The sequence below is a fragment of the Burkholderia paludis genome, assembly GCF_000732615.1.
GTDB classification, from domain to species: Bacteria; Pseudomonadota; Gammaproteobacteria; order Burkholderiales; family Burkholderiaceae; genus Burkholderia; species Burkholderia paludis.
In genome coordinates, this window is record NZ_JPGL01000025.1 from 68,432 (window position 1) to 91,253 (window position 22,822).

A 22,822-nucleotide genomic window follows, 5' to 3' on the forward strand; every position below is an offset into this window, starting at 1 on the left:
GCTTCCAAACAGGGCACGGTCGGAAACGCGGAAAAAGCGGTGCTGGAGCAGCGTCCGCGCGGGCCGTCATTCGAACGCGCGTGGCCGCCCGCGAACGATGTGCGACGCCCGGCGCCGGGTTGCGCCGGCAGCCCGCAAGCCCCGTGCGGCGGGCGCCCGGCCGAAGCCGGCGGCGCCATGCGGCCTGCCGCCGGGCACTCCGGTCGCACCGATTCATACGCACGGCGCCCTTGTGCGGTGCAACCGCGCCTGCACCGCCCCCGGAGACATTCAAACGCGCGTTCCATTTGCGTTTCCGGCAGCTGCGGCCACGGCATGCCGCCGCCGTCGGCGCGGCCCGCGCGGCGAGCCTGCGCGACGTGCGGCGGCCCGCTGCGCGCTCGCCTACAATAGCGGTCTTGTTCACCCTATTTCAGGAGAAGTCATGTCTGTCACCACGACCGAATCGGGCCTCAAATACGAAGACCTGACCGAAGGCACCGGCGACGTAGCGCAAGCCGGCCAGACCGTCAGCGTCCACTACACGGGCTGGCTGACCGACGGTCAGAAATTCGATTCGAGCAAGGATCGCAACGACCCGTTCGCTTTCGTGCTCGGCGGCGGCATGGTCATCAAGGGCTGGGACGAAGGCGTGCAGGGCATGAAGGTCGGCGGTGTACGTCGCCTGACGATCCCGCCGCAACTCGGCTACGGCCCGCGCGGCGCCGGCGGCGTGATTCCGCCGAACGCCACGCTCGTGTTCGAAGTCGAACTGCTCGCGATCTGACGCGGCACGCCGCCGCCGGCCGACACGCTGCGCCATGACGCACCTTCCGTCCCCCACCGTCGCACTGCATCGCTACGACGCGCTCGAAGCGTCGGACGTGCATGACTTTCACCAGATCGTGCTCGGCATCGACGGTGCGATGGTGATGGCGGTGGACGGCGTCAGCCGGCGTCTCGACCGGCACGGCGCGTGGCTGGTTCCGGCCGGCGCGCGCCACGATTACGCGGGCCTGGGCGAGAACCGCCAGCTCGTGCTCAACCTTCCAGTCGCGTCGCTCGCGGTGCCGCAGCGGCTGTTCGACAGCGCGCGTGCGATGGCGATCGATCCGGCGCTGACGTCGCTGGTCGCGCAGATCGCGGCGGCCGCCGCGCAGCTCGAAGCGCCGGCCGGCGACGCGCAGCACGCGGCCGCCCGCCGGTTCCAGTGGCAGGCCGCCGCGCGGCTGTGCGGGGCGCTGCTCGACGAACGCGGCATCGCCGCGCCCGCGGCAGGCCTCGATTTCGCGCGCATCGACCGCTGGCTGCGCGCGCGGCTCGCCGAGCCGCTGCGCATCGCCGATCTCGCCGCGCACTGCGGCTATGGCATGCGCCGGTTTCATCAACTGTTCGTCGACGCGTTCGGCGAAACGCCGCATCGCTACCTGCAGCGGCTCAGGCTCGACGCGGCCGTGATCCTGCTCGCCGACGGCCGGTATCCGCTCGTCGATATCGCCGGGATGGTCGGCTTCGCGGATCAAAGCACGTTCACGCATGCGTTCACGCGGCGCTTCGGCATGGCGCCCGGACGCTGGCGCGGCGAACGGCACTGAGCAGGCTCGTGCGCCCGTTCTGAGCGCGTGCCGGCGCATGTCGCGGCACGGTTCTTCGGCAAACCGCACAGCCTCCGCTTCGCTTCCCGCACTTTCCCGCTCGCCGCCTCCGCCACCGCGCATCGCCCGTATCGACGCTTCACGTCCCGCTGAAACATCGTCCGCCCGTCGCGTCCTACGATCGACGCATGGACAAGACCGCCCCCTCCTCCGCCTTCCCGCCCGCACTCGCCCGCGTCGTCGCGACCGTCAGCACCGGTTTCGTCGTCACGCAGCTCGACGTGACGATCGTCAACATCGCGCTCGCGCATCTCGCCGGCGACCTGCACCTGCCGGTTGCCGGCCTGCAGTGGGTCGTCGATGCGTACACGCTCGCGTTCGCGGTGCTGATGCTGTCGGGCGGCGCGCTCGGCGATCGCTTCGGCGCGCGCCGCCTGTACATCGGCGGCCTCGTGCTGTTCGCGCTCGCGTCGCTCGCGTGCGGCGCCGCGACCGCGCCCGCGATGCTGGTCGCGGCCCGCGCGCTGCAAGGCGTCGGCGCGGCGGCGATGCTGCCCAATTCGCTCGCGCTGCTCAACGACGCGTGCCGGCACGACCCGCACCTGCGGGCGCGGGCCGTCGGCGGATGGACGGCGGCCGGCGCGATCTCGATCGCGGCCGGCCCCGTGATCGGCGGCCTGCTGATCACGGCGTGGGGCTGGCGCGGCATCTTCCTCGTGAACCTGCCGCTGTGCGCGGCCGGGCTCGCGGCCGCGCTGGCCTGGATACCCGCACGCCGTGCCGGGGCGACGCCGGCCGCGCCGTCCCGGTCCGTCCGCGCACTCGACCTGCGCGGCCAGTTCATCGCAATCGTGATGCTCACCGCGCTGACCGGCGCCGTGATCGAATGGCGGCCGCTCGGCTTCGCGCATCCGCTCGTCGCCGGCGGCTTCGCGCTCGCGGCGCTGGCCGCGCTCGCGTTCGTCGTGGCCGAAACGCATACGGCCACGCCGATGCTGCCGCTGTCGCTGTTCCGCCATCGCACGTTCAGCGCGGCCGTGCTGTTCGGCATCTGCGTGAACCTCACGTACTACGGCACCGTGTTCGTACTCGCGCTCTATCTGCAGCGCGCACGCGGCGAATCGGCGTTGCAGGCAGGCCTCGCGTTCCTGCCGCTGACGGGCGGCTTCCTGCTGTCGAACCTCACAAGCGGCCGCGTCGTCGCGCGTCACGGCCCGCGCGTGCCGATGCTGGCGGGCGCGCTCGTCGCCGCGCTCGGCTACGGATCGCTGCACGTCGTCGACGCAGCGACGCCGCTGGCCGTCCTGCTCGTGCCGTTCCTCTTGATTCCGACCGGCATGGGTTTCGCGGTGCCGGCGATGACGACCGCCGTGCTTGCGTCGGTCGCGCCCGAGCGGGCGGGCATCGCGTCGGCCGTGCTGAATACCGCGCGGCAGGCCGGCGGCGCGATGGGCGTCGCGGCGTTCGGCGCACTCGCCGGCGGCGGCGGCGCGGCACAGGTCGTGAACGGATTGCGGATCGAGACGGCCGTGTCGGTCGCGCTGCTGGTCGCGGCCGCGCTGCTCGCCACGCAGGTGCGGCCCGATGCGCATCGCCGCGCCGCGCCCGCGCGTCAGGCCATGCCGGCGGCCGACTGAAAGCGGACGGTCATGCGTCGCCGGGATCGCGCTGGACCAGGTGACGCCACGGAAACACGTTCTCCCTGAAATGGCTCACGTAGCCGCCGCTGCCGGCCTGGATCACGCTGAACGACAGCCGCGGATGCAGCGCCTGCAGCGCGTCGAGCGCCTCCCGATCGAGACAGGTATTCCTCAGCGCCAGCGTATGGAGCCGCTGGCCGGCCGGGCTTCTCAACAGGCGCTCGTACGCATCGAACGACGTCACGCTGCCGGCGTCGCGGCGGTGCTTCCACGTTGAATGCAGTTCCGTCGATTCGGAAAAATCGAGCCAGCCGAGCGACGGCAGGCTGTCGCTGCCGGCCAGACGGTCGATGAACTGCTGCGTATCGGATCCGCCGCCGATGCGCAGCCGGTTCAGATGCGCGAGCGGCACCGCGAAGAACGCCGCATCGGGCGCGTTCGGCACGGTCAGCTCGGCGAGAAACGGCGCCTTCGCGACGAAGCGGGCGATCTCGCCGCCCTCCTGCATGATCCGGCCGCGACGCACGATCATCGACTGGTTGCGATCGGCCGGCTCGGTGGGCCTGACGTACAGCGAACGCAGCATCGGGAACTGCGCGTCCGAATCGAGCAGCGGACCGAAATCCCATTCGCGCGAGCCGTTCGCGCCTTCGTCCGGGCCGCTGAACGCGAGGTCGGTCACGCACGCCGCCACGTCGCGTTCCGCGAGGCATTGCAGCATCCAGTCGAACGGCTCGTCCCAGGCGCCGCCGAAGTACCGGACGTGCAGCCCGGCCCGCATCGGCGCAACGGCGACATGGTTGAAATCGGTCAGCCACAGCGGCTCCGCCGGATCCGCATGATCGCGCCCGTCCTCGGCCCCTTCCTGCTCGCAGTAGTCGTGGATCCTGCGCTGCAGGTCGAGCAGCCGCCGATAGCCGGCGGAATCCAGCGGGTGGGACATGGCGATGCGGCTCCGGTCAGGACGATCGCGACAGTCTATCCGACGGTACGGCGATCGCGCGCGCCACCCGGCACCCGCCACGCAACAGGTTGCATTTTAAAACTACTTTTCCTACACTCACACCAGTTTTAATTTGCAACTACATTGCGAGAGGGAACCCATGGATTCTTCCTGTCAGTCCGGCGGCGTTGCCGCGAGCCCGGCCACGCACGCGGCGTCTCCGGCCGACGGCGGCCGCCTGTCCGCCGCAAGTGTCGCGCTGCTGGCCGTCTGCTGCGCGGCGAGCGTCGCGAACGTCTACTACGCACAGCCGCTGCTCGATTCGATCGCGCGGGATTTCGGCGTGCCGCAGGCCGCCGTCGGCGGCGTCATCACGGCCACGCAGCTCGGCTGCGCGCTCGCGCTGCTGTTCGTCGTACCGCTCGGCGACCTGCTGAGCCGCAAGCGCCTGATCACCGTGCAGCTTCTGCTGCTGACGGCCGCGTGCATCGGCGTGGCCGCGGCGTCGACGCGCGTCGCGCTGCTGGCGGGCATGATCGCGATCGGGCTGCTCGGCACCGCGATGACGCAAGGGCTGATCGCGTGCTCGGCCGCACTCGCGGGCGCCGGCGAACGCGGGCGCGTGGTGGGCGCCGCGCAGGGCGGCGTCGTGATCGGGCTGCTGGCCGCGCGCTCGCTGGCCGGCGTCGTCACCGATATCGCCGGCTGGCGGGCCGTCTATCTCGCGTCGGGCGCGCTCACGATCGCGATGCTCGTCGTGCTGACGCGGCTGTTGCCCGACATGGACGAACCGCGCGAGCGCATCGGTTACGCCGCCTTGCTGCGTTCGATGGTGTCGCTGCTGCGCGACGTGCGCGCGTTGCGCGTGCGCGGTGCGATCGCGCTGCTGATGTTCGCGGCGTTCAGCATCTTCTGGAGCGCCCTCGTGCTGCCGCTCAGCGCGCCGCCGCATTCGATGTCGCATACGCAGATCGGCGCGTTCGGCCTCGTCGGCGCACTGGGCGCGGCGGCGGCCGCACGCGCGGGCCGGCTGGCGGATCGCGGGCGCGGCGAAGCGACCACCGGCGCCGCGCTCGCGCTGCTCGCGTGCTCGTGGCTGCCGCTCGCGTTCGGCAATACGTCGATCGCGCTGCTGATCGTCGGCATCGTGCTGCTCGACATCGGCGGACAGGCCGTCCACGTCGTCAACCAGAGCATGATTTTCGAGGCGCGGCCCGATGCGCATGCGCGCCTCGTCGGCTGCTACATGCTGTTCTACTCGGCCGGCAGCGGGCTCGGCGCGATCGCGTCGACGATGATGTATGCGCGCGCCGGATGGACCGGCGTGTGCACGCTCGGCGCGGTCGTGAGCGTCGCGGCGCTCGGCTTCTGGGCCGCGACGCGCCGGCGCGCGTGACGCGTGCGGGCGTCGCGTATCGCATGGAAGCGGGCTCGCCCGTCGCGGGCGGCGTGCGCCCGAGCCGACCGCACGCCGCGCCGCTCGCCGGCCCGGCGTGCGCGATGCCCGTCGCGGCCGTTCAGCCCGCCGCCCGGATCGCCTCTTCGTACACGCCGGCGACGCGCCGCGCGATGACCGCGTTGTCGAAATGATCGCGCGCGTAGCGCTTGCACGCGGTCTCGTCCGGCAGCGCGATCGAACCCGACAGCGCGGCGCCGAGCCCCTCGGCAATCGCGGCCGCGCCGGTGGACGGCAGCACGAGATCGTTCGACAGCCCCGCGACCGCCTCCGGCAGCCCGCCCACCGGCGTGACCAGCACCGGCGTGCCGGACGCCAGCGATTCGACGGTGATCAGCCCGAACCCTTCGAGCGCGACCGTCGGCACGACGCTGACCGTCGCCGCGCGATACAGCGCCGCGAGATGATGGTCGGGCACGAAGCCGAGCAGCTTCACGTTGTCCTGCAGCCCCGCCGCGTCGATGCGCTGCTGCAGTTCCTCGCCGATCTTGCCCTTGCCGGCGATCAGCAGCAGCACGTCCGGGTGACGGTGCCTGACGAGGCCGATCGCGTCGATCAGGTCCTCCAGCCCCATGCGCCGCACGAGCCGCCGCACGGCCAGCACGATCGGCCGGTCCTGCGGCAGTTGCAGCCGGTGCCGCGCGTCGCCGGGCGTGAGCGGCGTATCGAACTGCGCGGTATCGACGCAGCCGGGAATCACGCGCACGCGCGACGGATCGATCCCGTAGCGGTTCGTCAGGATCTGGCCGAACGCCTGCGACAGCACGATCAGCCGCGACGAGCGCGTATAGACGGCCTGTTCGAGATAGCGCTTCGCGCGCTGCCCGAGCGACGCCGCGCCCTCGACCTGGCTTTCGTCGGCCCACGGCCCCTGGAAATGCGACACCTGCGGAATGCCGCGCGTCACGTCGAGGCCCGGGAACGTGTACAGCGCGAAGTGCGACGAGATCACGTCCGGCCGCGCGCTGCGGATCTCCGCGCGCAGCGCGCGCCGCGCGGCGAGCATCCGGCGCGCGAGCGGCTCCGTCGCGGGGCCGAAGCCCTGGATCGAGCCGCCGGTGTCGTCGGCGACCTTCGGCGAGCCGGCGACGAGCCCGCGCACCTCGACGCCCGCGCCCGGCAATGCGCCGACGAGCGAGTAATACATCCGGTCGAGGCCGCCCGCGCGTTCGGGAAACCAGTGCATGCCGATCTGCAACGATCTGATCGGCCGGGAAGATGAGGACATCACGATGGCTCCTGCGTGACCGCATGCTCGACCCGCTCGAATGCGGACGGCTGCGAGGGTTGGCCGATGCGCCGGTAAAGCGCGACGTACTGGGCGCCCATGTGCGCCCAGCCGAAACGGGTCATCAGTTCGCGCGCGGCGTCGCCCATCGCGCGACAGGTGTCGCGGGACGCCGCGAGCGTTTCGATCGCCCGGGCGAGCGCGGCCGGATCGTCCGGGTCCTCCAGCACGATCCCGCAGTCGCGCGTGATGATTTCCGCGCCACCCGCCGTGCGCGCGGTGACGACCGGCAGCCCGGCCGCCATCGCCTCCAGCAGCGACAGGCTCATCGCCTCGTAGCGCGACGGAAAGACATACGCGTCGACCGAGCGCATCAGCGTCGGCATGGTTTTCACCAGGCCGAGGAAATGCACGCGCGCATCGATGCCGAGCGCGCGCGCCTCGTCCGGATACGGGCTGCCGGGCAGATAGCCCGCGACCGCGAGATGCACGTTCGCCGGCAGCTTCGTCAGCGCCTTCAGCACGGTGCCGAGGTTCTTGCGCGGCGTGCGCAGGTCGCCGACGAACAGCAGCAGGAACGCGTCGCCCGGCAGCCCGAACGCCGCCCGATCGGCCTGCGCGCCCGCGAACGCGCCGCCGTCGACGCCGTTGTAGATCACGCTGATCTTGCCGCGGTCGATGCCGAGCGCGGCGATCTCGTCGGCCACCTTCTGCGACACGGCGGTGATCGCGCGCGAACGCCGGTAGGCCCAGCGCTCGAGCACGGCATTCACGCGCGTATAGACGTACTGGTACGCCGACCACGGCCCCTTCGCGGGCCCGAACGGATAGTACGGACTCTTGAACCAGCCGCCGTGCACGAAGTGCGCGGTATTCACGTCGGCCCCGATCCACGAGATGAAGCCGTTCACGTGCAGCACGTCGTAGTCGCCGCGGTGCGCGCGCAGCCAGGCCGCGCTCTTCAGCGCGAACACCTGCTGCCTGACGAGATTCGACGGCCAGAAGCCGCCGACCTTCACGGGCACCCAGCGCACGCGCGGGTCGGCCAGCAGCTCGGGCGCGACGTGCGACGCGACCAGCGTGACCTCGCACTGCTCGGCCAGCGCCGCGCGCGCGATTTCGTAGTTGACGCGGCCCTGGCCGTCGTTATGCCGCACGACGTGCGTGACGATCGCGATTTTCAATGGTCGCCTCCCCGTAAGTGCGCGGCGGCCGGCAGGCGTTGCGCCTTCTGCCAGTGCGCCGCGGCAAGAATCGAAAACATGGCCGTGAACATCAGCAGCCCGCCCGTGCCGATCAGCGAGTTCGTGAACACGAGCATCGCGAGCGTCGACAGGCACAGGCTCAGGCATGCGCCGACGAACTTGTCCTTGCGCAGCCTGAACGCCGCGCGCAGCGTGCGGCCGAACAGCATCGCGACGCCGGCCAGGTACAGCAGCGTGCCGGGCCAGCCGAGCACGAACGGCACGTTCATCACGCCGCTGTCGAAGCTGCCGTACTTGCCGAGCTCGCCGCTGTCGCTCGACAGCTTCGTGGATGCGCCGGTCGCGCCCATCCCCTCGCCGGCGACGTCGGTGAACGCCGTCTGCGCGAAGGTCGCGTAGAACTTGTTGCGATCGTCGTAGCTGCGGTCGTCCTTCAGGTTCCCGATCGACTGGAGCCGCTGGCCGAGACGGTCGGCCACCGGCCCGACGGTCAGGAGCGGCACGCACAGCCCGACCAGCACGACGCCGCTGACGAGAATCCGCATCCGTACGCGGTTGTTCGACTGCGCGAGCTGGATCGCGAGCGCGATCACCCAGCCCCCCCACGTCGAGCGCACGAGGCACAGCGCGAACGACACGAAGCCGGCCGCCCCCGCGAACCAGCGGATCTTCTGCGGCGCCGCGAGCACGAACACCAGCGCGCCCATCATCGCGAACGCGAACGGCCCCGACGAGTTCATCGTGCTGAACACGCGCACGCCGTACGGCACCGGCTCGCCCTGCGACCCCATGTCGGAACCGATCATCCACAGCACGTCCCATTGCGGCATCACGAAGTACTGCACGACGCCGTACACGCCCATCACGAGCATCCCCCACATGAAGGTGGACAGCAGCACGTCGCGATACTCGGGATGGTTGCGCGCGTTGACCATGATGTGAAAGCCGATCAGTACCGGGTACACCCAGTTCGCGAGGTCGTAGGTGGCGGCCATCACGCCGCTCGACACGATCCCGACGAGGTACGCATACGTGAGCCCGAACAGCATCAGCAGGACGGGAATCCCGCGCCGCTGCGCGAGCACGCGGTAATGCCGGATCAGCCCGAAGCCGGCGATCATCGTCACCGCGAGCGGCGCGACCTGGATCAGGCTCGTCGGCGTGAACGCGCCCTTCGACCAGTCGGCGAGACGCCGCACCTCCGGGCTCAGGAACCACACCCACCACATGAACCCGACGTAGCGCGCCGGGCTCTTGAAATACAGCCAGATGCCGACCGCGATGGCCAGCACCGGAAACGCGAGCGTCAGCACCTTGCCCTGGTGAATGGCGATCAGCGCGGCGGTGAACGTCCACAACCCGGCCTGCCCGACCCAGTGCTTCGGTTCGGGCAAGCGGCTGCGGCGGCGCGGCGGCGCGCGTTCGGCGGCAAGCGTACTCATCGGCCCGCCCTCAGCGCGACGACGGATGCGAATCCGCAAGCGGCATCGCGCTGCCCGCGGCCGCCGGCGCAGGGCGCCGGCGCAGCATGTCGCGCGTGATCCGCACGTGCTGCTCGGCGAACGCCCGGGTGGTCAGGTCGCGCTCGCGCAGGCACGCGGCCGCGGCCCGTGCGCAGTCGAGCGCCGCGCCCGGCTCGGCGACGAAGCGCTCGGCGGCCTCGCGCATCGCCTGCGCGTCGAACGCCGGCACATAGGCGGCGGTGTCGTGCGGGAAATAGTCGCCGAGCCCGCCGACGTCGGACACGATCATCGGCTTGCCGACAGCGGCCGCCTCGAGCATCACGGTGATGCCCGACGCGTGGTGGTTCGGTCGCAGCGGCACGACGATCACGTCGGCCCACGCGTACAGCGCGTGCTGCTTCGCGAGCCCCGACGCCGCGCCGATCGTCACGTTCGGCGCATGCCACGCGCGCGGCACGCGGCGGCGCGTCGCGAGCCGCACGTCGTAGCGCGCGTCGCCGCCGAACGCGGCGAGGAACGTGCGCCAGTCGCGGTCGCGGTCGTTGCCGATCGCCGCGATCCGCAGCGGCCGGTTCGGTTGCCACTGGCGCGGCTCGCCGATCGGGAAATCCTGCGTATTCAGCCCGTAGTAGACGAACTCGGCGTCGCGCCCCAGATGGCGGCGGCACAGCTCGGCGTTGTCGCGGGCGAGCGTGGTCAGCGCATCGGCGCGCGCGAGCAGCGTGCGATACAGCCAGCGGCGCGGGGCGCCGAAGCTGCTCCACCGGTCGAACAGCCACACGCTCTGCGCGAGCAGCAGCGGGCGCCGGCCGCGCGCGCCGGCGAGCTTCAGGATCAGCGCGGCGGCGAGATGCTCCTGCTCGGTATGCGTCCAGATCACGTCGGTATCCAGTAGCGCGGCCCGGTTGCGCCATGCATGCACGACATCGAAACCGAGCGCCGCCTTCAGCGCGCGGCGCGCGATGCCGGCAACACGGCCCTCGCCGCCGTCGCGTGAATAAGTCAGCCGGAATTCGTCGGATTCGGCATGGTGATAGCCGTACAGGCAACCGATGTTCTCGCCTTTCCGGTAGGTACGCGGATCGGCGCCGTAAAACAGATGGACATGGACCTTGGTCGCGGTCATGCGAGCCCTCCTCCGGGTTCGGCTGCGCGGCGTTGCGCGCGCAGCCCGTTCAAGACGCCACCGGCGGCAGCGCCGCGCCGCGCGCGGCCGGGTTCGCGCGGCGCGCCTCGCGTGCGCCGCGGCGCACCGCGCGCCAGTGTTCGAGCACGCGGGCGCGCCGCGTGGTGTGCAGCGACAGCAGCACGTGCGCGACGCCCGGATAGACGCGCGTGCCGACCAGCGTCCACCACCACCACGCGATCTCGCGCCGGACCGGCGGCAAATGCTCGCGCAGTGTCAGCTGCAGGTTGTACGCGCCGTTGCTGAGCGCATTCAGCGACGCGGCGTCGCGCCGATCGTCGTCGAAGCGCTCGGCCGGAAAATGGTCGACCGCGATCGCCGGGTCGTAGACGAGCTTCCAGCCATCGCGCCGCACGCTCATGCTGAACGCCATGTCGTTGTGCACCTGCGCGCCCGCGCCGCGCAGCCGCGTGTCGAAGCGCAGCCGCTCGATCGCGGCGCGGCGGTAGCTCATGTTCGCGCCCTTCAGCATGTCGACTTCGCGCATGCCGCCGACGCCGAGATGATGATTGCCGACGATCCTGCCCGACAGCGTGAGCCGGCCGACGCGTTCGCGCGACTCGTCGAGCACGCGGCCCTTCTCGTGGACCCAGTCGCGCCCGCCGACCGCGCCCACGCGCGGATCGGCCCGGAACGCGGCCTCGACGCGCGCGAGCCAGTCGGGGTGCGGCGCCGCGTCGTCGTCGGTGATCGCGACGATGTCTCCGCACGTCGCGTCGAGCCCCCGGTTCAGCGCGGCAACCTGGCCCGGCACATCGACCGGCACGATGCGCAGCGGCAGCGCGCCTCCGACGGCCGGATCGGCGAGCCGTTCGTGCGTGGCGTCGTCCTCCGGGCGCGCCACGACCACGACCTCGTCGGGCAGGCGCTGCTGCCGCTGCAGCGCCTGCAGGCAGCGCGCGAGGTCGGCGGGACGCCGGTAGGTCGGAACGAGCACGGAAATTTTCATCGTCGGGTTCTCCAGTCGGCCGGGCGGGCGGCGGGCGCGGCCCGCCCGGCTGCGTGCGCCGCGCATCAGGCGCTCAGGTATTCGTGCACGGCCGCATAGCCGCGTCCGTAGCCGCGCGCCTTCGGCGGCACGCCGTTGAAGATCCCGCCTTCCAGATCGACGCCCGCGGTGCGCAGGCGCTTGATCGCGTCGGCGATCTCGCCCTCGGTATGCATGCCCGAGCGCAGCACGAGGAAGGTCGCACCGGCCATGCGGCCGATGATGGTCGCGTCGGTGACGGCGAGCACCGGCGGCGAATCGATCAGCACGACGTCGTAGCGCTTGCCGAGCCCCTCGAGGTATTGCGGCAGGCGCGCCGACATCAGCAGTTCGGAAGGGTTCGGCGGGCGCGTGCCGGCCGCGATGAACGACAGGCCCTGCACCGGCGTGTCGCGCACGGCATCCTCGAGCGCCGCCTGGTCGCTCAGCAGCTCCGACAGGCCGGGCTGCACGGTGAGCCCGAAGTAGCGGTCGAGCAGGCCGCGACGCATGTCGGCGTCGATCAGCAGCACGCGCTTGCCCGAATGCGCGAGCAGCACCGCGAGGTTGACCGTCAGGAAGCTCTTGCCGATCCCCGGCGTCGGGCCCGTCAGCACGATCACGCGGTTCCTGGCGTCCATCAACGCGAACTGAAGCGCGGTGCGCAGGCTGCGCAGGCTCTCGACGCCGAGATCCTTCGGTCGCAGGCTCGCCAGGATCGGCCGCGCGCGGCTGCCGCCCTTCTCGGCCGCCGCGTCGAGCTTTACCTGCTCGGCGCTCTGCGGCACCAGCCCGTACAGCGGCAGGTTGAACGCGCGCTCGATGCGGTCGGGATCCTCGATGCCCTGGAACAGGTTGCGGCGCAGGAACACGACGCCGGTGCCGAGGATCAGCCCGAGGAATACCGCGGCCGACAGGATCAGCACCTTCTTCGGCTTGACCGGATCGCCCGGGCGCAGCGCCGAATCGACGAGGTGGATGTTGCCGCCGGTGCCCGCCTTCTGTACCGACAGCTCCTGCACGCGGTTCAGCAGCAGCACGTAGATGTCCTCCGCGACCTTCGCGTCGCGCTGCAGCTGGACGGCCTTCACTTCGGTGGCCGGCAGGCTGCGGAAGCGGTTGCTGAACTTGTCCTTCTCGCCCTGCAGCTCGGCGAGCTGCTGCTTCGCGGCGATCACCATCGGATGGGAATCGGTGAAGCGCTGCGCGAGCGACGCGAGCTGCAGGCGCTGCGCGGCGATCTGCTGCTCGTACTGCACGCTGCCTTCCAGATACACCTTCGCCTCGTCGCTCGCGTTGATCGAGCCCGACGTGCGCTGGTACTGCGTCAGCGCGGCTTCCGCGCGTTCGAGATCGGCCTTCAGGCGCGGTTCCTCGCCTTGCAGGAAGTCGAGCATCTTGGTCGCTTCGGACTGCTTGGCGACCACGTGCTGGTTCAGGTACGACTGCGCGAGCGCGTTCGCGATCGCGGCGGTCTGCCCGGGGTCCTTGCCTTCGAGCGAGATCTGCACGACGCCCGTCTGCTTGCCCTGCTCGGTCACCTGGATGCCGGCCTGGAAGCCGGTGATCGCGTCGAGATCGTTATAGCGGATCACCGTGAACTGCGTGCCGGGGCGCGCGACGAGCTTCGACACGAGCAGCGTCACGCCGCCGCCCTGCGCCGCTTCGCCGACACGGCCCGACAGCAGCCGGCCGCCGTTGTCGTCGGCGAGCGCATAGGTGCCGTCCGGGCCGGCCGTCAGCGTCAGCTTCCTGCCCTCCAGCGCGGGCACGACGCCGATCGAATCGACGTCGGCGACTTCGCCGCCCCATGCGTACGACTTCAGGCCGAGCCACGGCCGCGCCGGCTCGCCCGGCGTCGCGACGCGCGCGGCGAGGCTGCCGATCACCGGCAGCGTCTTCGGCACGACCGAGAAATTCAGCTTGAACTGCTCGACGACCGGCGCCACCACGCCGCGGCTCTTGATGATCTCGATTTCCGCATCGGTCGGCGCCTGCTGCGGGCCGCTGTTGATCACCGCACCCGTCTGCGTCTGCGTGAGCGCCTGCGACGTGTTGTCGTTGCCCTCGACCCGCACGTGCACGTCGGCCTGGTAGACCGGCTTCGCGATGTAGCAATAGAGACCGGCGAGCGCGACGACCGTCACCGCGATGCCGAGCAGCAGCCAGATGTCGTCCATGATCACCTGGAGCAACTGGCCCAGGACGAGGTCTTCTTCCTCGGTTTTCGCGGCCGGATCCGCGTAGACATGTTTCGCTTGCGTGTTCACCATTCGTTCCCGCTTGAGTGGTGCCGGGGCGGAGGCGCCGCCCCGGCGGGCTGTCAGCGCGTGATCTGCTTCATGTAGAAAATCGTCTGGATCGTCGGCAGCACCTGCTGCAGCACGCGGTTGAACTGCACCGAGCCGGCCGTGCTGACGTAGACGACGTCGAGCGGTTGAAGCGGGAAGCGGCTCGACAGCATCAGCGCATCGGGCTGCGTCATGTCGAGACGGAACACTTCCGGCTTCGTCGGGTTGTCGCGCATCCCGCGCATCACGTAGATCCTGCGCGGGTTCGCATCGGTGTCGAGGATGCCGCCGCCCGCGGTCAGCGCGTCGGCGATGGTCAGCCGGCCCTTGAGCATCGGCACCGTGACCGGCGTCTTGACCTCGCCCATGATGAACACGCGGCTGTCGCTGCGGTCCGGCACGTTGACGATGTCGCCGGGCTGCAGCATCACGTTCTGCCGCACTTCGCCGCGATCGAGCAGGCCGTTCGCGTCGAGCGTGTAGAGCTGGCCGTCGCGCGTCAGCCGCACGCGCTGCAGATCGGCCTCGGCGGTCGAGCCGCCCGAGCGCGAGATCGCGTCGACCAGCGTCAGCGGCACGTCGCTCACCGCGAGCGGGCCCGGCTGCTTCACCTCGCCCGTCACCTGCACCTTCTGGCTGCGGAACGACAGCACGCGCACGTCGAGCTGCGGCTTCTTCACGTAGCGCGACAGGCTCGCCGCCAGCTCCTCGCGGATCTGCGCGATCGTCTTGCCGGCCACGCGGATCCGGCCGACGAACGGGAAGAAGATCGTGCCGTCGGCGGCCACCGTCTGGCCGTACGGATCGGCCTGACCCGGCAGCGCCGTCGTATACGGCTGCTGCAGCGCGCCCGCGATCGTCTGCGTCGTGTTGCCGCCGCTCGAGAACGACTGGCCCTGCGGCGTCGTCAGTTCCGGGTGGTCCCACACCGTGACGCCGAGGATGTCCTGCGGGCCGACGCGGTACACGTACTGCGCCGGATCGGCGTAGCGCCCCGGCGGCAGCGGATGCTCGACCTGCTGCTTCTGCAACTGGTCCATCACGACCGTGGCGTCGATGTAATGAACCGGGTAGGTCTCGGCCGCGGTCTGCCGGCCCTCGTCCTTCAGGTTCGACGCATCGAGGTAGTTGCCGGGCGCGGTCGCACAGGCCGACAGGAGGATCGTCAGCGCGACGGCAAGCGCCACGGGGCGCAGCGGGCGTTTCAGCATAGTTTCTGTAGCCATCCTTGAACCAGGCGTTCGATCAGTGAGTAGCTCTCGCGGTAGTCGGCCTCGGGGCCGCCGTGCGGATCGGCAATCTCGGCCCCTTCCCACTTGCCGAGCAGGTGCACCTTGCCGCGCGCGAACGGATCGACCGCCTCGACGGCCGCGATCTGTCCGCGCTCGCTGACGAGAATCAGGTCGGCGTCGCGCACGATCCGGCGCGACAGCCGGCGCGAGCGATGGGGCGTCGCATCGACGCCGCACTCGGCGAGCAGCCGCCGCATCACCGGATCGATGCCGTCGCCGTCGTTCGCCTGCACGCCGGCCGAATGGAACGTCGGGCGCGGGCCGCCGCGCGACGCGGCGTGCGACTTGAACAGCAGCTCCGCCGCCGGGCTGCGGCAGACGTTGGCGTGGCAGACGATCAGGATGTTCCGGAACATGGCGGCTCGCGACGAGTGACGGGAAGCGGGTTACGCGCTCGCGGGCGCGGTGCCCGGCACCCGGGCGGCGACGGCCCCGCGCGAGCCCGGCCGGCCGATCGGGTGGTACTCGATGCCCAGCTCGCGCATCGTCTCCGGCTCGTACAGGTTGCGCCCGTCGAAGATCACCGGCGCCTTCCACAGGCGGCCGAGCGCGACGAAATCCGGGCTCTTGAACGCCTTCCATTCGGTGACGATCACGAGCGCGTCGGCGTCGCGCGCGGCCTGCGCCTCGTCGTCGACGAAAGTCAGGCGCTCGAGCCGGCTCGGGTGAGCGGCGAGATCGAGCGCGAACACGCGGCGCGCCTCCTGCCGCGCGACCGGGTCGTACGCAACGACGCGCGCCCCGCGCGACAGCAGCTCGGCGATCAGCTCGCGGCTCGGCGCTTCGCGCATGTCGTCGGTGTTCGGCTTGAACGCCAGGCCCCAGACCGCGAACGTGCGGCCGGTCAGGTCCTCGCCGAAACGCGCGACGATCTTGTCGGCGAGCACGCGCTTTTGCGTCGCGTTGACCGACGACACGGCCTTCAGGATCCGCAGCGATTGACCGTGCTCGTCGGCCGTGCGGATCAGCGCCTCGACGTCCTTCGGAAAGCACGAGCCGCCGTAGCCGCAGCCGGCATACAGGAAGTGATAGCCGATGCGCGGATCGGAACCGATGCCGCGGCGCACGGCCTCGATGTCCGCGCCGAAGCGGTCGGCGAGGTTCGCCAGCTCGTTCATGAACGAGATGCGGGTCGCGAGCATCGCGTTCGCCGCGTATTTCGTGAATTCGGCCGAGCGCACGTCCATGTACAGCGTGCGCTCGTGGTTGCGGTTGAACGGCGCGTACAGCTTCTTCATCAGCTCGCGGGCGCGCTCGCCCGGCACGTCGTCGTCGCAGCCGATCACGATGCGGTCCGGCCGCGTGAAATCGTCGACCGCCGCGCCCTCCTTCAGGAATTCCGGGTTCGACACGACCGAGAACATCGGCTCGCCGCCGCGCTTCGCCAGTTCCCCGGCGACCGCCGCGCGCACGCGCCCGGCCGTGCCGACCGGCACCGTCGACTTGTCGACGATCACCTTGAAGCCGGTCATGTAGCGGCCGATGTTGCGCGCGGCCGCGAGCACGTACTGCAGGTCGGCCGAGCCGTCCTCGTCGGGCGGCGTGCCGACCGCGATGAACTGCACGTCGCCGTGCGCGACCGCGGCCTCGATATCGGTCGAGAAGCGCAGGCGGCCGGCCGAGCGGTTGCGCGCGATGACTTCCGCGAGGCCCGGCTCGTGGATCGGCACGCCGCCGTCGTTCAGGATGTCGATCTTTGCCTGGTCGACGTCGAGACAGAACACGTCGTGCCCGATGTCGGCGAGACACGCGCCGGTGACCAGCCCCACGTAACCGCTGCCGATGATAGTCAGATTCATGATGTGTCGGACCTCTTGACCAATGATTCGAAATTCGTCGCGCCGCAGCGCCCGCGCGGCCCCGGCGTGCCGCGCTCAGTACGCGTTGCTGCCGGTAAAGCCTTTCCAGAGCGTCAGCACGACGATCTTGATGTCGAGCCAGAACGACCAGTTCTGCATGTAGTACAGATCGAGCTTCACGCGCCCCATCATCTTCTCGATCTGGTCGGTCTCGCCGCGAAAGCCGTTGATCTGCGCCCAGCCGGTGATGCCCGGCTTGATCCGGTAGCGGAACATGTAGCCCTTGACGAGATCCTTGTAGATGTCGTCGTGCGCGAGCGCGTGCGGACGCGGGCCGACGACCGACATCTCGCCCTTCAGCACGTTGATGAACTGCGGCAGCTCGTCGAGGCTCGTGCGGCGCAGGAACCGGCCGACCGGCGTCACGCGCGCGTCGTTCTTCGTGGCCTGCGTCACGTGCCCGGCCGCTTCCTGGTGCACCTTCATCGAGCGGAACTTGTAGATCTCGAACTCGTGCCCGTCGATGCCCTTGCGCTTCTGGCGGAAGAACACCGGCCCGCGCGACGTCAGCTTGATCAGGCCGGCGATCAGCACCATCGCCGGCGCGAGCGCCGTCAGCGCCGCCAGCGCGAACAGCCGGTCGAACACGAACTTCGGCAGGATCCGCACGTCGGTGATCGGCGACGCCGCGAGGTTGATCGCCGGCACGCCGAGCAGCTCGACCACGTCCTGGTTGAAGAACGACAGCGTGCGCACGTCCGGGATGAAGCGGATATTCACGAAGTCGTGGCGGAACACGGTCACGATATGGTGAATCCGGCGTTCCTCGGTGATCGGCAGCGTGAGCCACAGCTCGCTGATCGCCCGGCTGCGCACCAGCCACACCAGCGATTCGAACTGCCGCTCGATGCGCACGTCGTCGAGCGCGACCTCGCCCGGCGCCTCGCTTTCGTCGTACACGCACACCGGATTGAAGCCCGCTTCCGGTCGCGCCCGCATCTGCGCGATCAGCCGCCGCGCGGCCGGCGTCCCGCCGACGATCGCCACCGCCTTCAGGTTGTAGCCGCCGCGCCGCAGTTGCCGCAGCACGACGTGCACGCACGTCTTCGAGCCGACGAGCAGCGCCATCGTCACGACCGCCCAGTAACCGAGCCACAGCCGCGACAGGTCGCCCGACTGGTGAAAGCTGAAACTCATCAGGACGCCTGCCAGTTCGACCGCGAGCCACGCGAACGCGACACGGCCGACCAGCCCGACGAGACGCTTGCCGCGCCACGACTGATAGATGCCGAAGGCGGGGAAGCACACGACGACCAGCAGGCAATCGAACAGCATCATCGTGCGCTGCAGGTCGTCGAGCCCGATGGCGCCACCGTGCAGCGCGGCGGCGATCAGCGCCCCCGCCACGACCATCGCGATATCGATGACTCTCGCCAGCACGCTCAACATGTCCGCTTCCTCTTTGAACAGGCGTTCGTCGAACCGCGCGTCGTGCGACCCATGCCGCACCTTCGATTCAAACGTTGCATGACGCTATTGAAGCGGCAAGAAAATTCCGCCTCAAGCGCACAAGTATTTCGAAAAATAATCGGAAATTCTTGCCGTTTCTCTTTTTAATTAATTCGGCAGGTTTTCCCGAAAAGATCCCGATCGGGGAATTTTCAGGAAGCTTAACGATTTCCTCCAGCCCTTTGCCGGCGGTCATGTCAGACTCACCGTCGGAATTATTTTTTTATTTTTTATTTGCATCGAATGTTGCCGTCGAAAATTCCTCCGGACGATCCCACGGCGAATAACCGGCAATGGGCCCGGTTTTATTGTCGATTTACTTCATGCTAAAACGGCAGGCACCGACTTCAACCGTGGAGAGTGTCATCATGAATGCTCCGGCCGTGGCTGCCGAAACGCGCCATTCCTCTTGCGCCCCCTCCGCCGCCGGCACGCGCGTCGCCGTGCAGCCGGTGATTCTTGCCGGCGGCTCCGGCACGCGTCTGTGGCCGATGTCGCGCGAGCGTTTTCCCAAACAGCTGATCGGCCTGCTCGGCGAGCATTCGCTGCTGCAGTCGACCGCGCTGCGCCTCGACGGCCTGACGGCCGACCATCCGCTGAACGACGACGTGCTGATCGTCTGCGGCGAGGATCACCGCTTCACGACCGCCGAGCAACTGCGCCTGACCGGCAAGTCCGCGTCGATCATGCTCGAGCCGCTCGGCCGCGACACCGCCCCCGCCCTGACGCTGGCCGCGCTGCGGCTCGTCGCCGGCGGCCAGGACGCCGTGATGACCGTGATGCCGGCCGACCATGCGGTCGCCGATCTGCCGCGCTTTCACGCGGCCGTCGCGGCCGGCGTGCGCTGCGCGGCGCAGGGCCGGATCGCGACGATGGGCATCGCGCCCACGCACGCGGAAACCGGCTACGGCTACCTCCGCGTCGGCGCGCCGCTCGACGCCGCGGACACGAGCGGCCTCGACGTGCGCCGCCTCGAGCGTTTCGTCGAAAAGCCGCATCTCGAACTTGCCCGGCAGTACGTCGCATCGGGCGAATACTGGTGGAACAGCGGGATCTTCATCGTTCGCGCATCGGTGTGGCTGAACGCGATCCGGCAGCTCGAACCGGCGATCCACGCGGCCTGCGAGCAGGCCGTGGCCCGCGGCACGGCCGACGGCGATTTCTTCCGTGTCGACCGCGACGCGTTCGCCGCTTCGCCGTCGAACTCGATCGACTACGCGGTGATGGAGCCGCTCGCGAGCCAGCCGCAACTGTGCGAAAGCGTCGTCGTGCCGCTCAACGCCGGCTGGTCGGACGTCGGCTCGTGGGACGCGATCTGGGAAATCTCGGCGAAGGACGAGGCCGGGAACGTCGGCCGCGGCCACGTGCTGCTCGAAGGTGCGGAATCGACGTTCGCGCATTCGGAAAGCCGGCTCGTCGCCTGCCTCGGCACGCAGAACCTCGTCGTCGTCGAAACGCCCGACGCCGTGCTCGTCGCGGACAAGTCGCGCGTGCAGGACGTGAAGAAAATCGTCGGGCGCATCAAGGCGCAGCGCGGCGCGGAAGCCGCCGATCACCGCAAGGTGCATCGGCCGTGGGGCCACTACGACTCGGTCGACACGGGCGAGCGCTTCCAGGTGAAGCGCATCGTCGTGAAGCCCGGTGCGCGACTGTCGCTGCAGATGCACCACCACCGCGCCGAACACTGGATCGTCGTGCGCGGCACCGCACGCATCACGCGCGGCGACGAAACGTTCCTGCTGTCGGAAAACGAATCGACGTACATCCCGCTCGGCGTGTCGCACCGCCTGGAGAATCCGGGCAAGATGCCGCTCGAGCTGATCGAGGTGCAATCGGGCGCGTATCTCGGCGAGGACGACATCGTCCGCTTCGACGATACCTACGGCCGGCAGTGACGCAGCGTGCACCCGGAGCGCCGCTTCGACGGCGGCGGCCCCGGGCAACGCGTGACGGGGAGGCCCGCGCTGCCGCGGGCGCCGTGGCGCACGACGCCCGCGCGTCACCGCGGTATGGCGATCAGCCTACGCGGAAAGCGTACTCGTGACGCTCAGGCTGCACCGGATCGTTGCGGCTTTCGGACAGCGCGCCCGCATGGCGCTCGGCGATGAAGCGCTTGATGTCCGACTCCGCCCGCGCCAGCGCGGACAGGCCGGACAGCACCTCGCCTTGCGGCTTGCGCGCCGGCTCGTCGCTTGCCCCGTGGCGATCGATCCACTGGCGCGCCCAGTCGAGCGCGAACTGCTCGGCCGCCTCGGCGTCGGTGAAGCGCGGGCCGATGAGGCCCGAGCGCTCGACGCGCCGTTCGTCCTGCGAAATCTCGGCCCATGCGCGATACATCAGGTTCTGCACGGGCTGCGCGATGCCGCAGATCGAATAGCCGCGATACGCATCGACCTGCGGCTCGGCCGCGGCAAAGCTCGCCGACGACGCATGCGCATGGTGCAGCGCCATCGGCGGCGCGCCGGGCACCGCGAACGACGCCTCGGCCCGACCGGCCACCGCGTCGCCCGGGGGGGCGGCCCGCGACGCGCCCTCGCCACGCCAAACGTTTGCGTGCGCGACCGGCAGTTGCCACGACTCGGGGTTCTGCCAGAACACGCCGCGCAGCCGATCGTTGTCGGGCGCGGGCTCCGCGCGGCGCGCGGGGACGACCGGCAACGGCGGCGGCGGGACATACGCGAACGTGCGCCCGCTGAACCGGGTCAGCACATCGATCATCTGCAGCAACGTGCCGCTCGCAAGCCAGTCCTCGTAACGGCGTCGGCACGTCGGCCCGGACGGATAGCGTCCGGGCAGCTTCGACCAGGCTTCCCCGGTCGTCAGGATCCAGAGCACCGCATTGGCAACGACGCGCGGTTCGGCACGCGGTCGCCCGCGACGGTTCAACCGGATGGGTTCATCGGCGATCAGCGTTGAAAGACGAAACCACTCTTCATCGTTAAGCTCATCGAAGAACATAGTAGATCTCTCCACACAGCCAGGCCGGGGCTGCGATTGGCGGCGCCGTCGCGACGTGTCGCGTCGCATGGCGGCCAGGTTGCACATTATGGTTATCCCGTGTCGTGCATGCCGATGCGACACCGCACGTTCACGGTGCCGCCATTCCCGGCAATGACGCACAAATCACGTGTCTCACTCCAATGCGGGAATTTTTGTGCACAAAGCATACCATCCCCATGGCTTATCTCAATATGACAACGACTTAATGTTACGTGCTGAAACAACCTGTCATGGGCAGGCAATCCATTTACGCATGAATTTTTTTGCGAGATCGTTATGCCCGCAGCTGGAAAGGCCCGTCTGGCGGGGCTCCAGGGCGCATCGCAAGGCCGCTGCAATGGCTGTTTTTCGGCCTTTTACACCCACCGCCGGCAACAATCCAAGGCATTGCCGACCGGCATCGGTAAATCAGGGGAATATTCGTAACAGGACATTCACGAATCGGTAAATCATTCGAATTCCACACGATTTAATTATCCCTGCACACAATCTCTTTATTGTTTCTCTGCGGGTGATGAAAGGACAGTGACGCGCGATGCACATTTTTCGCCGCAAGCAAACTCGCGACGCCGGCGACATCTATCGCGCCGCAAGCGTGCGGACATCCTGTTTAGGGTCAGAACAGAAAAGCGACAGCCGCGCACGGGACGCGCGGCGCCCGCGTCAGCGCAGGTCAGCCGCCAGCGACGTGGCCACGTCGGCCTCCACGCGCCGCGGCGGCAGCGTGTATGCCGCGTGATCGCAGCCGATCGACAGCGCGGCCCCGCCCTTGAGCGCCGCGCGCATCGGCGCGTCGAGTTCGAAGCGCACGAAGTGCACGGCCGAGGTCTTGCTGGCGTTGTCGCGCTCGAGATCCTCGTCGGCGATCGCATGGACGCTCGCGTACCCGTCGACCTGCAGGTACACGCGGTCCTCCACACCGATCAGCCGCTCGAGCGCCGCGCGCCGCTCGATCTCGTTCTCGTACTCGATCTGCAGCGTCGCCTTCAGGTTGGTGCCGTCGGGCACGAGCGGCAGGTACGCTTCCAGCTCGCCTTCGATGCCCGCCCGATCGAAGATCTTCTCGATGTGCAGCATCTCCTGGATCTGATAGCGGATCGTCGTCTCGTCCTCGAACAGCAAACGCAGATGGTTGCCGAGCGCCACCGCGCGGCGGCGCTTGTACGCGACGAGCCGCGCGTGTTCGGCCTTGCGGATCTGCGCATACGCTTCGAGCGTCAGCAGGGAGTCGCGGGTGAGCGTCATCGGAAGTCCTCGTGGGTGGGCCGG

The 22,822-nt window shown here is 69.3% G+C and carries 19 protein-coding genes; 6 read left to right on the forward strand and 13 right to left on the reverse strand.

The window, feature by feature from the left end; translation table 11 throughout:
• Window positions 1–424: 424 nt before the first annotated feature.
• The 3 genes from GQ56_RS0117115 to GQ56_RS0117125 all read left to right on the forward strand — a co-directional run bounded on the left by GQ56_RS0117115 (window position 425) and on the right by GQ56_RS0117125 (window position 3,211).
• Window positions 425–766, forward strand: coding sequence for an FKBP-type peptidyl-prolyl cis-trans isomerase (locus tag GQ56_RS0117115; protein WP_031399816.1), 342 nt, complete (start codon window positions 425–427; stop codon window positions 764–766).
• Between the two features lie 34 nt (window positions 767–800).
• Window positions 801–1,574, forward strand: a complete 774-nt coding sequence (locus GQ56_RS0117120) for a helix-turn-helix transcriptional regulator (protein WP_031399817.1) — start codon at window positions 801–803, stop codon at window positions 1,572–1,574.
• Window positions 1,575–1,762: 188 nt separating this feature from the next.
• Entirely contained in the window at window positions 1,763–3,211 is a 1,449-nt protein-coding gene (locus tag GQ56_RS0117125) for an MFS transporter (protein WP_031399818.1), read from the forward strand.
• A 10-nt stretch (window positions 3,212–3,221) separates the two neighbouring features.
• On the opposite strand, the gene GQ56_RS0117130 is transcribed toward GQ56_RS0117125, so the two are convergent.
• Window positions 3,222–4,157 (reverse strand): hypothetical protein, encoded by a 936-nt coding sequence (locus GQ56_RS0117130; protein ID WP_031399819.1) that lies wholly within the window; start codon window positions 4,155–4,157, stop codon window positions 3,222–3,224.
• Between the two features lie 160 nt (window positions 4,158–4,317).
• Here GQ56_RS0117130 and GQ56_RS0117135 point away from each other — a divergent pair, with 160 nt between their 5' ends.
• On the forward strand, window positions 4,318–5,553 hold the full coding sequence (locus tag GQ56_RS0117135; RefSeq protein WP_031399820.1) for an MFS transporter: 1,236 nt from the start codon (window positions 4,318–4,320) through the stop codon (window positions 5,551–5,553).
• Between the two features lie 121 nt (window positions 5,554–5,674).
• Here the strand turns inward: GQ56_RS0117135 and GQ56_RS0117140 are convergent, their stop codons facing one another.
• The 10 genes from GQ56_RS0117140 to GQ56_RS0117185 form a co-directional block, all read right to left on the reverse strand.
• Entirely contained in the window at window positions 5,675–6,841 is a 1,167-nt protein-coding gene (locus GQ56_RS0117140; RefSeq protein WP_031399821.1) for a glycosyltransferase family 4 protein, read from the reverse strand.
• Complete coding sequence (locus tag GQ56_RS0117145; protein ID WP_031399822.1) at window positions 6,841–8,025, reverse strand: glycosyltransferase family 4 protein; 1,185 nt, start codon at window positions 8,023–8,025, stop codon at window positions 6,841–6,843. The genes GQ56_RS0117140 and GQ56_RS0117145 overlap by 1 nt, the downstream gene beginning before the upstream one ends.
• Window positions 8,022–9,488, reverse strand: a complete 1,467-nt coding sequence (locus tag GQ56_RS0117150; RefSeq protein ID WP_031399823.1) for an O-antigen ligase family protein — start codon at window positions 9,486–9,488, stop codon at window positions 8,022–8,024. The genes GQ56_RS0117145 and GQ56_RS0117150 overlap by 4 nt, the downstream gene beginning before the upstream one ends.
• A 10-nt stretch (window positions 9,489–9,498) precedes the next feature.
• Entirely contained in the window at window positions 9,499–10,635 is a 1,137-nt protein-coding gene (locus GQ56_RS0117155; RefSeq protein ID WP_031399824.1) for a glycosyltransferase, read from the reverse strand.
• Window positions 10,636–10,684: 49 nt separating this feature from the next.
• Window positions 10,685–11,644, reverse strand: coding sequence for a glycosyltransferase family 2 protein (locus tag GQ56_RS0117160; RefSeq protein WP_031399825.1), 960 nt, complete (start codon window positions 11,642–11,644; stop codon window positions 10,685–10,687).
• A gap of 65 nt (window positions 11,645–11,709) precedes the next feature.
• Window positions 11,710–13,935 carry a polysaccharide biosynthesis tyrosine autokinase gene (locus GQ56_RS0117165; RefSeq protein ID WP_031399826.1) on the reverse strand — a complete coding sequence of 742 codons (2,226 nt, stop codon included), beginning with the start codon at window positions 13,933–13,935 and terminating at the stop codon, window positions 11,710–11,712.
• Window positions 13,936–13,985: 50 nt separating this feature from the next.
• Window positions 13,986–15,164 carry a polysaccharide biosynthesis/export family protein gene (locus tag GQ56_RS0117170; protein ID WP_031399827.1) on the reverse strand — a complete coding sequence of 393 codons (1,179 nt, stop codon included), beginning with the start codon at window positions 15,162–15,164 and terminating at the stop codon, window positions 13,986–13,988.
• Entirely contained in the window at window positions 15,158–15,601 is a 444-nt protein-coding gene (locus GQ56_RS0117175; protein ID WP_031399828.1) for a low molecular weight protein-tyrosine-phosphatase, read from the reverse strand. The genes GQ56_RS0117170 and GQ56_RS0117175 overlap by 7 nt, the downstream gene beginning before the upstream one ends.
• Window positions 15,602–15,631: 30 nt before the next feature.
• On the reverse strand, window positions 15,632–17,044 hold the full coding sequence (locus GQ56_RS0117180) for a UDP-glucose dehydrogenase family protein (RefSeq protein ID WP_031399829.1): 1,413 nt from the start codon (window positions 17,042–17,044) through the stop codon (window positions 15,632–15,634).
• Window positions 17,045–17,119: 75 nt separating this feature from the next.
• On the reverse strand, window positions 17,120–18,493 hold the full coding sequence (locus tag GQ56_RS0117185) for an undecaprenyl-phosphate glucose phosphotransferase (protein ID WP_031399830.1): 1,374 nt from the start codon (window positions 18,491–18,493) through the stop codon (window positions 17,120–17,122).
• A 74-nt stretch (window positions 18,494–18,567) separates the two neighbouring features.
• Here GQ56_RS0117185 and GQ56_RS45565 point away from each other — a divergent pair, with 74 nt between their 5' ends.
• Window positions 18,568–18,840 (forward strand): hypothetical protein, encoded by a 273-nt coding sequence (locus GQ56_RS45565; protein WP_152603349.1) that lies wholly within the window; start codon window positions 18,568–18,570, stop codon window positions 18,838–18,840.
• An 81-nt stretch (window positions 18,841–18,921) separates the two neighbouring features.
• The gene (locus tag GQ56_RS0117190) at window positions 18,922–20,448 is read left to right on the forward strand and encodes a mannose-1-phosphate guanylyltransferase/mannose-6-phosphate isomerase (protein WP_031399831.1); all 1,527 of its coding nucleotides are present in this window, start codon (window positions 18,922–18,924) and stop codon (window positions 20,446–20,448) included.
• A gap of 121 nt (window positions 20,449–20,569) precedes the next feature.
• Here GQ56_RS0117190 and GQ56_RS0117195 read toward each other — a convergent pair whose 3' ends face one another.
• Together GQ56_RS0117195 and GQ56_RS0117200 are read right to left on the reverse strand one after the other, a co-directional pair.
• Window positions 20,570–21,511: a transposase gene (locus GQ56_RS0117195; protein ID WP_031399832.1), complete on the reverse strand. Its 942-nt coding sequence runs from the start codon at window positions 21,509–21,511 to the stop codon at window positions 20,570–20,572.
• A gap of 705 nt (window positions 21,512–22,216) precedes the next feature.
• Window positions 22,217–22,798 carry a DUF3501 family protein gene (locus GQ56_RS0117200; protein ID WP_031399833.1) on the reverse strand — a complete coding sequence of 194 codons (582 nt, stop codon included), beginning with the start codon at window positions 22,796–22,798 and terminating at the stop codon, window positions 22,217–22,219.
• Window positions 22,799–22,822: the final 24 nt, after the last annotated feature.